This is a genomic window from Pseudomonas sp. 21615526 (assembly GCF_013386245.1).
GTDB lineage: Bacteria > Pseudomonadota > Gammaproteobacteria > Pseudomonadales > Pseudomonadaceae > Aquipseudomonas.
In genome coordinates this window covers 7,722-17,124 of the sequence record NZ_JACAOM010000170.1, presented here as the reverse complement: position 1 = coordinate 17,124, position 9,403 = coordinate 7,722, and the positions used below count along the sequence as shown (strand labels likewise).

General features: G+C 61.4%; 7 protein-coding genes. 2 read left to right on the top strand and 5 right to left on the bottom strand.

Annotation, left to right across the window (positions count from 1 at the left end):
- Window positions 1–24 precede the first annotated feature (24 nt).
- The 5 genes from urtE to urtA form a co-directional block, all read right to left on the bottom strand.
- On the bottom strand, window positions 25–714 hold the full coding sequence (gene urtE, locus HX786_RS30045) for an urea ABC transporter ATP-binding subunit UrtE (protein ID WP_008430563.1): 690 nt from the start codon (window positions 712–714) through the stop codon (window positions 25–27).
- 10 nt (window positions 715–724) lie between these two features.
- The gene (gene urtD, locus HX786_RS30040; protein WP_003218258.1) at window positions 725–1,483 is read right to left on the bottom strand and encodes an urea ABC transporter ATP-binding protein UrtD; all 759 of its coding nucleotides are present in this window, start codon (window positions 1,481–1,483) and stop codon (window positions 725–727) included.
- A complete protein-coding gene (urtC, locus tag HX786_RS30035) occupies window positions 1,480–2,640 on the bottom strand; it encodes an urea ABC transporter permease subunit UrtC (RefSeq protein WP_102606298.1) in 1,161 nt (386 codons plus the stop codon). Before urtC ends, urtD begins: the two co-directional genes overlap by 4 nt.
- 10 nt (window positions 2,641–2,650) lie before the next feature.
- A complete protein-coding gene (gene urtB / locus HX786_RS30030; RefSeq protein ID WP_177010127.1) occupies window positions 2,651–3,568 on the bottom strand; it encodes an urea ABC transporter permease subunit UrtB in 918 nt (305 codons plus the stop codon).
- Between the two features lie 196 nt (window positions 3,569–3,764).
- On the bottom strand, window positions 3,765–4,973 hold the full coding sequence (urtA, locus tag HX786_RS30025; RefSeq protein ID WP_003218263.1) for an urea ABC transporter substrate-binding protein: 1,209 nt from the start codon (window positions 4,971–4,973) through the stop codon (window positions 3,765–3,767).
- 354 nt (window positions 4,974–5,327) lie between these two features.
- On the opposite strand from urtA, the gene HX786_RS30020 reads away from it, so the two are divergent.
- Both HX786_RS30020 and HX786_RS30015 read left to right on the top strand, forming a co-directional pair.
- Window positions 5,328–8,714 (top strand): ATP-binding protein, encoded by a 3,387-nt coding sequence (locus HX786_RS30020; protein WP_178912999.1) that lies wholly within the window; start codon window positions 5,328–5,330, stop codon window positions 8,712–8,714.
- Window positions 8,689–9,387: a response regulator gene (locus HX786_RS30015; RefSeq protein ID WP_008430557.1), complete on the top strand. Its 699-nt coding sequence runs from the start codon at window positions 8,689–8,691 to the stop codon at window positions 9,385–9,387. Before HX786_RS30020 ends, HX786_RS30015 begins: the two co-directional genes overlap by 26 nt.
- The last annotated feature ends 16 nt before the right edge of the window (window positions 9,388–9,403 follow it).

Sequence of the window (9,403 nt, the reverse complement as noted above, 5' to 3'; positions counted from 1 at the left end):
GAACGCAGGTATTGCGCAGCCAGATCAAACCGACAAATACCGACTGATAGTCGCCTCATCCACCCGATCCCGAGTTTCCTCAATCACAAACCTCCCCTTCTCAATCACCAAAAACCGATCAGCAATTTCCAAAGTAAACGACAACACCTGCTCAGAAACAACAATCGTCAAATCTCGCAAATTGCGAATCTCCTTAAGCGTACGAGCAATGTCCTTGATGATCGAAGGCTGAATCCCCTCAGTCGGCTCATCGAGCAACAACACCTTGGGATTCGTCGCCAACGCCCGGGCAATCGCCAACTGCTGTTGCTGCCCCCCAGACAAATTCCCACCCTTGCGCGAACGCATGTCATACAGCACCGGAAACAGCGCATACAAATCCTCAGGCACCCTGCCCCGGGCCGCCGCCGGCAACCCAGTCTGAATATTCTCCAACACACTCATGCTGGGAAAAATCATCCGCCCCTGCGGCACATAGGCAATCCCCCGCTCCACCCGCTCATGGGTTTCAAGCGCAGACACATCATGCCCATCCACACTCACCTGCCCCTGCCACTGCGGCAAAATACCCATCAGGCTCTTGAACAACGTGGTCTTGCCCATCCCGTTGCGCCCCATCACCGCGACGATCTCACGCTTCGCCACATCCAGCTCCAGGTCGTGAAGAATCTGGCTCTGCCCGTACCCACACGACAGTTTGTCGATCTTGAACATGCCCGACTCCTCAGTGGCCCAAATACACTTCAATGACTTTCGGATTGCTCTGCACCGACTCCATGCTGCCCTCGGCCAGCACCTTGCCCTGATGCAACACCGTGACCTTGTGGGCAATGCTCTTGACGAACTCCATGTCATGCTCGATCACCAACACCGAGCGCCCCTGGCTGATGCGCTTGAGCAACTCGGCCGTTTGCGCCCGCTCGTTGACGCTCATCCCGGCCACCGGCTCGTCGAGCATCAGCAATTCAGGGTCTTGCATCAGCAGCATGCCAATCTCCAGCCACTGCTTTTGCCCGTGAGACAGCAGGTCCGCCTGCTGCTGCAACAAGTCGCCGAGGAAGATTTCCCGCGCCACCTCCTCGACCCGCGCAATCACCTGGGCATTACGCTTGAAAAACAGCGCGCCCCACACCTTGCGCCCGGCCGGATACGACATCTCGAGGTTTTCAAACACCGTGAGGTTTTCGTAGATCGATGGGTTCTGGAACTTGCGCCCTACCCCGGCGCGCACGATGTTGTATTCGCGCATTTTGGTCAGTTCCTGGCCGTCGAACTGGATGCTGCCACTGGTGGCGCGGGTCTTGCCGCAGATCAAATCCAGCACCGTGGTTTTGCCGGCGCCGTTGGGCCCGATCACCACCCGCACTTCATTGCGGTCGATATACAGGTTGAGGTTGTCGACAGCCTTGAAGCCATCGAATGACACGGTGAGGCCTTCGATAGCCAACACCGGTTTCTTCATTTCAAAACCAACGGCGGTCATGGCTGTGTCTCCAGGATCTTGGCTTCAGCCTTGGGCTTGATCTTCGCCGGTTCGGCCTTGATCACCGGCTTGCGCCGCAACACTCGGGCCAGGGCCTGGCGACCATGGCTGTCCCACAACCCCGCCAGGCCGTTGGGGAAGTACATGACCACGGCGATAAACAACCCGCCCATCAGGTACAGCCACAGCTCGGGGAAGGATTCGGAAAAGTAGGTCTTGCCATAGTTCACCAGCAACGCGCCATACACCGCGCCCAGCAACGACATGCGCCCGCCCACCGCGGCAAAGATCACCATCTCGATGGACGGCACGATGCCCACGAACGACGGCGACATAAAGCCCACCTGCAAGGCAAACATCGCCCCGCCAATCGCCGAGAACGCCGCCGCCACGCAGAACACGAAAATCTTGAAGCTGGCCACGTCATACCCGGAAAACCGTACCCGCTCTTCCTTGTCGCGCATGGCCATCAACAGCCGGCCCAGCTTCGAGGCGAGGATAAAACGGCCAATGAAGATGCAGCCGAACAACAGCCCGGCGTTGATGAAATACAGGATCATCTTCGCACCGTCACCGCGCAGGTCCCAGCCCAGCAGGGTCTTGAGGTCAGTAATGCCATTGACACCACCGGTAAGGCCTTGCTGGCCGACGATCAGCACCGTGAGGATCAGCGCAATCGCCTGGGTGACGATGGAGAAATACACATCGCCCACCCGCCGCTTGAACAGCGCCATGCCAATGATGAACGCCAGCAGCACCGGCACCGCAATCACCGCGAACAGGGTGAAGGTGAAGCTGTGGAACGGCTGCCAGAGCCACGGCAATTCGGTGATCTGGTTCCAGTCCATGAAGTCCGGGATGCCCGGGGTGGACTGGATCTTGGTGCTGATCGGGTCCGAGGCCTCAAGCTTCAGGAACATCGCCATGCAGTAGCCGCCGACGCCGAAAAACACGCCCTGCCCGAGGCTGAGAATCCCGCCATAGCCCCAGCACAGCACCAGGCCCACCGCGACGAACGCGTAGGTCAGGTACTTGCCGACCATGTTCAGCCGGAAGGCGTCCAGGGTCAGCGGGAACACCACGAGGATCAACAGCGCCAACAGCACGATGCCGATCAGGTTTTGCTGGCCGCCCAGCAGTTTGTCTAGAGCCTTCATCGGTTCGCCTCTACTTGCGCACTTTGATGGAGAACAACCCTTGCGGGCGCAGCATCAGGATCAGGATCACCGACGACAGCGTCAGCACCTTGGCCATCGAGCCACTGAGGAAAAACTCCGACAGCGATTGGGTCTGGGCAATCACGAACGCCGAGGCAATGGTGCCGAACAGGCTTTGCGCGCCGCCGAATACGACGACCAGGAAGGTGTCGACGATGTACTGCGAACCGGCGGTCGGCCCGGTGGAGCCGATGGTGGTGAACGCCGCACCGGCCACGCCCGCCACGCCGCAGCCGAGGGCGAAGGTCATGCGGTCGACCTTGCGCGTGTTGATGCCCACCGCCCGGCTCATCAAGCGGTTCTGCACGGTGGCGCGCACCTGCAAGCCCCAGCGCGAACGGTAGAGCATGACGAAGATCGCCCCGGTCAGCAGCACGGTCAGGCCCATCATGAACAGGCCGTTGCGCGGGATCTCGATGGCGTCGCTGAGGTTCACCGAGCCCATCAGCCAGGCCGGCGGTTCGGCGCTCACTTCACGGGCGCCGAACACCGAGCGGAAGGTTTGCTGCATCACCAGGGACAAACCCCAAGTGGCGAGCAAAGTGTCCAGGGGCCGCTTGTACAAGCGGCTGATCATTGCCCATTCCACCAGCCAGCCCACGGCGCCCGCGACGAGGAATGACAGGGCAATGGCAACGAAAAAGTAATACGGCTGAAAGCTTGGCGCGAAATGCGCGGTAAGACTGGAACAGACGTAGGTGGTGTAGGCGCCAATGGTCAGGAACTCACCGTGGGCCATGTTGATCACGCCCATCTGGCCGAAGATGATTGCCAGTCCCAATGCCATCAGCAACAGCACGCAGAACACGGACAAGCCGTTGAACCCCTGCATCGCCGCGATGGCTCCAAATTCCGATAGCCATTCCATGATGATGGTCTCCTGAGCGGGAGGTTGAAATGCAATCTGCTTCTGCTTTATGTGGGAGCTGGCTTGTGTGGGAGCGGGCTTGCTCGCGAATACGGTGTGTCAGTACCGGATGCACTCACTGATTCACCGCTTTCGCGAGCAAGCCCGCTCCCACACAAAACCAGTTCCCACATTCAGATCAGCGCCAGACCCGAGGTTATTGATAGCCTTTCGGAAACGGATTCGGCTCGATCAGATCCGACTCGTAGATCACCTTGAACTGGCCATTGGGCTGCACTTCGCCGATGCGCGACTTGCTCCACAGGTGATGGTTTTCGTGGATCTTCACGTAGCCTTCCGGCGCGTTTTTCAGCTCGATGCCAGGCGATGCGGCGACGACTTTATCCACGTCGAAACTGCCGGCCTTCTCCACCGCCGCTTTCCACAACCAGGGGCCGAGGTAGGCCGCCTGGGTCACGTCGCCAATCACTGCGTCCTTGCCGTACTTGGCCTTGAACGCTTCCACGAAGGCTTTGTTGTTCGGGTTGTCGAGGCTCTGGAAGTACTTCATCGAGGCATAGAAGCCAGCCATGTTTTCGCCGCCGATGCCCAGCAGTTCGTCTTCGGTCACCGACAGGGTCAACAGGGTTTGCTTGGACGCATTCACGCCCGCTGCGTTGAGCTGTTTGTAGAAGGCCACGTTGGAGCCGCCCACCACGGCCGCAAACACCACGTCAGGCTTTTTCAGCTTGACCTTGTTGATCAGCGAACCGAACTGGGTGTTGCCCAGCGGGTAGTAGTCTTCGCCGACCACGGTGCCGTGCAGGACGTTTTCAATGTGCTTGCGCGCGATCTTCATCGAGGTGCGCGGCCAGATGTAGTCCGAGCCCACCAGGTAGAAGGTTTTGGCGCCCTTGGTCTTGGCGATCCAGTCGAGGCTGGCAAGGATTTGCTGGGTCGCTTCCTGGCCGGTGTAGATCACGTTTTTCGACTGTTCCAGGCCTTCATAGAAGGTCGGGTAGTAGAGCAGGCCGTTTTCTTTCTCGAAGATCGGCAATACGGCTTTACGTGAAGCGGAGGTCCAGCAGCCGAACACTGCGGCCACCTTGTCGTTCACCAGCAGTTTCTTGGCCTTTTCGGCGAAGGTCGGCCAGTCGGACGCGCCGTCTTCCTGGATCACCTTGATCTGCCGCCCGAGGATCCCGCCCGAGGCGTTGATCTGCTCGATGGCCAGGCGTTCGGCCTGGATCGAACCGGTTTCGGAAATCGCCATGGTGCCGGTGGCCGAGTGCAACTGGCCGACGGTGACTTCGGTCGGCGTCACCGCCAGGCCTTCGTTGTCGGCCATGACGCCATGGCTGAACAGACTCGCCGCCAGCAGTGATAAAGCCAACAACGGTTTGGAGCGGATCAATCGTGATTCCATGGGGCGACTCCTCTGCAATGAGGGGTTCAGCATGGCGGCAGGTGGCCACGGCGGGTATACGCAGCCTGACGTAACGGGATACGTCATTTGACGTATGCCGTTGCGCACCATTTTCGAGCAGGATCCCGCCCGCCTTGGGAAAGGAAACCCCTGTGGCGAGGTAGCTTGCTCCCGTTGGGCTGCGCAGCGGCCCCAAAACCGGCGACCCTGTTCTGCCTGGAAAAATGAAGTGGTCTTGCTGGGCCTGCTTCGCAGTCCAACGGGAGCAAGCTCCCTCGCCACGAAGAGCGCACCCCGCAGGACTGGGGCACGAATATTGCTGCCATCTCCCCATCCTTGCAGGAGTTCCCCACCGTGCACCCCCTCCCCGGCACCCAGCGCATCGTCAAGATCCGCCGCGACTACAACTCCTGGGTCGCCGACGAGACCATGGAAGACTACGCCCTGCGCTACACCCCGAAGTCCTTCCGCAAATGGTCGGAACTGCGCATCGCCAACACCGCCTTGGGCGCGGTGTCGTTCCTGGCGCTGGAGGCCATCGGCGGCGTATTGGCCTTGAGCTACGGCTTTACCAACACCTTCTGGGCGATCCTCGCCATCAGCCTGGTGATCTTTCTCACCGGCCTGCCCATCAGCTACTACGCCGCCCGCTATGGCGTAGACATGGACCTGCTGACCCGCGGCGCGGGCTTCGGTTACATCGGCTCCACCATCACCTCGCTGATCTACGCCAGTTTCACCTTCCTGTTCTTCGCCCTGGAAGCGGCGATCATGGCCCTTGCCCTGGAGTTGTATTTCCATATCCCGCTGGCCATCGCCTATGTCATCTGTTCACTGCTGGTGATCCCGCTGGTGGCCTACGGCGTAACGCTGATCAGCCGCCTGCAACTGTGGACGCAACCGTTGTGGCTGGTGCTGCTGGTGCTGCCCTATGGCTTCGTGTTTTGGAAAAACCCCGAGGCCTTCAGCGACTGGACCAGCTTTGTCGGCCGCAGCAGCGACGGTGGCGACTTCAATCTGCTGTCGTTCTGCGCCGCCTGCACCGTGGCGCTGTCGCTGGTCACGCAGATCGGCGAACAGGTGGACTACCTGCGCTTCCTTCCGGAAAAAACCAGCGCCAACCGCAAGCGCTGGTGGGCCGCGCTGTTATGCGCCGGGCCCGGCTGGATCGTGCCGGGGGCGTTGAAAATGTTCGCCGGGGCGTTCCTGGCGTTCCTCGCCCTGCAACATGAAATCCCCATGGAGCGCGCCGCCGAGCCAACCCAGATGTACCTCGTCGCGTTCGGCTATGTGTTCTCCTCTCCCGAATGGGCGCTGGGGGCGATGGTGCTGTTCGTGTTCATCTCGCAGATGAAGATCAACCTGACCAACGCCTACGCCGGCTCCCTGGCCTGGTCGAACTTCTTTGCCCGCGTGACCCACAGCCACCCCGGCCGCGTGGTGTGGCTGGTGTTCAACGTCACCATTGCGCTGATGCTGATGGAGCTCGGCGTGTTCGATGTGATCGAGCAGGTGCTGGGGCTCTACGCGAATATCGCGATTGCCTGGATCGGCACGCTGGTAGCGGACCTGGTAATCAACAAGCCCCTGGGCCTGTCGCCCAAACACATCGAATTCAAGCGTGCGCACCTCTACGACATCAACCCGGTGGGCGTCGGCTCGATGCTGATTGCCTCGCTGCTGTCGATTCTCGCCCACTTCGGCCTGTTCGGCGCCCTGGCGCAGGCTGCGCCACCGTTTGTCGCGCTGGGTACCGCGTTAATCATGGCGCCGCTATTGGCGTGGCTGACCAAGGGCCGCTACTACATTGCGCGCAGCAGCGAGGCGCAATTGATTCACCCGCAACCCGGCACCGGCCTGGTGATCTGCGGGCTGTGCAGCAACCCGTTCGAGACCGCCGACATGGCGTTCTGCCCGGCCTACAGCACGCCGATCTGCTCGCTCTGTTGCTCACTGGATGCGCGTTGCGGCGACCGTTGCAAACCCCACGCGCGCCTGGCCAGCCAGTTCGAAGGGGTGTTGCGCTGGTTGTTGCCGACCACGCTGGTACCGCGCCTGCATACCCGGCTGGCGCATTACCTCGGATTGTTGATGGCGCTGGTGCTGATGCTCGCCGGGGCCCTGGCGCTGATCTACATGCAGGCGGCCCAGGGTTTGCCCCATTCGCAAACCTTGTACCAGGCGTTTTTCAAGGCGTTCCTCACGCTCTCGGTGCTGGCCGCCGTACTCGCCTGGTGGGTAGTACTCACCCGCGAAAGCCGGCGGGTGGCCCAGGAAGAATCCGACCGGCAAACCTCGCTGCTGATGCAGGAGATCGCCGCCCACAGCCTCACCGACCAGGCCCTGCAACAGGCCAAGGAAGCCTCGGAAGCAGCGAACGCGGCCAAGAGTCGCTACGTCACCGGGCTGTCCCACGAGCTGCGCACGCCGCTCAACAGCATCCTCGGCTTCACCCAGATTCTGCAGCGCGACAGTGCCATGCCCGAACAGCATCAGGACGCCCTGGCGACCATCCTGCGCAGCGGCTCGCACCTGCTGTCGCTGATCGACGGCCTGCTGGACGTGGCGAAGATCGAGGCCGGCAAGCTGCGCCTGGAGCTCACCGAAATCCCCTTCCCGGAACTGATCCACGACCTGGAGCAGATGTTCACCCCCCAGGCCGAAGACAAGGGCCTGCGCTTTCGCCTGGACTGCGTGGGCAAGATCCCCGCCGTAGTGCGCGGCGATGAAAAACGCGTGCGGCAGATCCTGATCAACCTGCTGGGCAACGCGATCAACTTTACCGACAGCGGCGAGGTGCGCCTGCGGGTCAGCTACATGCGCGAGACCGCCAACTTCGAAATCATCGACACCGGCATCGGGATTGACCCCGAACAGATCGAGCGGATTTTCCAGCCGTTCGAACGCGGCGACCTGATGCGCCAGGACAAGGGCGTGGGTCTGGGCCTGACCATCACACGCATGCTGACCTCGTTGATGGGCGGCGAATTGCGGGTGGTCAGCGAGCTGGACAAGGGCACCTGCTTCCAGGTACGGCTGTTCCTGTCCCAGGTCCGCGTGCCGCAAGCCGTGGTGCATGTGGAGCACGACATCATCGGCTACCACGGCGAACGACGGCGCATCCTGGTGGTGGATGACCACGTGGACCATCGCAAGGTGCTCAGCGGCATGCTCACGCCCCTGGGCTTCGAGGTGTCCCAGGCCAGCAACGGCCAGGAGGCGATCCGCCAGGTAGCGCTGCTGTCGCCGGACCTGATCCTGATGGACCTCTCGATGCCGACCATGGACGGCTGGGCCACCAGCCGGATGATCCGGCGTAATGCGCTGTCTGCCGCGCCGATTATCATCATCTCCGCCAACGCCTTCACTGACGACCGCGAACGCAGCATCGCCGGCGCCTGCAACGACTACCTGGCCAAGCCGGTGCGTACCCCTGAACTGCTCGGACGCCTGCAACTGCACCTGGACTTGCAATGGCTGCGCCGTCGCACACCGCTCGCCGCGCCGGTCGCGACCCAAGGCGCGCTACCCAGCGCAGAAGAACTCGCGGTGCTCGCCGAACTGAGCGCCATTGGCTATGTGCGTGGTTTGCATGAAAAGCTCGACGCCATCGTGCTGGACAGCCCAGGTACCGCACCGTTCATCAATAAGCTCCGGGCCTTGCTGAAAAGCTTTCGCCTGGAAGAACTCAACCGAATCCTGAAGGAGGCCGAAGATGAATGCCTTGACCCACAGCGCTGAGCCCGGCGTGGTGCTGATTGTCGACGACACCCCGGACAACCTGGCCATGCTCTCCGACGCCCTGGACGACGCCGGCTACATGGTGCTGGTGGCGCTGGACGGCCTCAGCGCGCTGAACCGCGTGCAACGCCGACGCCCGGATTTGATCCTGCTGGACGCGGTGATGCCCGGGCTGGACGGCTTTGAAACCTGCCGCCGGCTCAAGGCACAACCGGCCAGCGCGGACATTCCCGTGGTGTTCATGACCGGGCTCACCGACAGCAAGCATGTGGTGCAGGGGTTCGAGGTGGGCGGCAGCGATTACGTGACCAAGCCGATCCAGACCGATGAAGTGCTGGCGCGGGTGGCGGCGCATTTGCGTACGTCGCGGATTTTGCTGTCGGCGCGTGCGGCGACACAGCCGAGCGTGATCACCCTGGAGGATGAGCCGGCGCACAAGCTATTGTCGGCGCGGTTTCAACTGACGGAGCGGGAGGTGGAAGTGCTGCGTTGGGTGGCGTGTGGCAAGACCAATCGGGATATTGGCGACATTCTTGGGTTGAGTCCGAGGACGGTGAACAAGCATCTGGAGCATGTGTATGTGAAGCTGGGAGTGGAGACGCGCACGGCGGCGACTTCGGTGGCGATGGCGGCGATGAGTCCAACCCGGATCCCACAGATGGCCACGGTCTAAAATGTGGGAGCGGGCT

What these genes read in the sequence shown, in the direction of transcription:
- urtE (WP_008430563.1), bottom strand. Translation starts at nt 714, where the DNA reads ATGTTCAAGATCGACAAACTGTCGTGTGGGTACGGGCAGAGCCAGATT.
- urtD (WP_003218258.1), bottom strand. Translation starts at nt 1,483, where the DNA reads ATGACCGCCGTTGGTTTTGAAATGAAGAAACCGGTGTTGGCTATCGAA.
- urtC (WP_102606298.1), bottom strand. Translation starts at nt 2,640, where the DNA reads ATGAAGGCTCTAGACAAACTGCTGGGCGGCCAGCAAAACCTGATCGGC.
- urtB (WP_177010127.1), bottom strand. Translation starts at nt 3,568, where the DNA reads ATGGAATGGCTATCGGAATTTGGAGCCATCGCGGCGATGCAGGGGTTC.
- urtA (WP_003218263.1), bottom strand. Translation starts at nt 4,973, where the DNA reads ATGGAATCACGATTGATCCGCTCCAAACCGTTGTTGGCTTTATCACTG.
- HX786_RS30015 (WP_008430557.1), top strand. Translation starts at nt 8,689, where the DNA reads ATGAATGCCTTGACCCACAGCGCTGAGCCCGGCGTGGTGCTGATTGTC.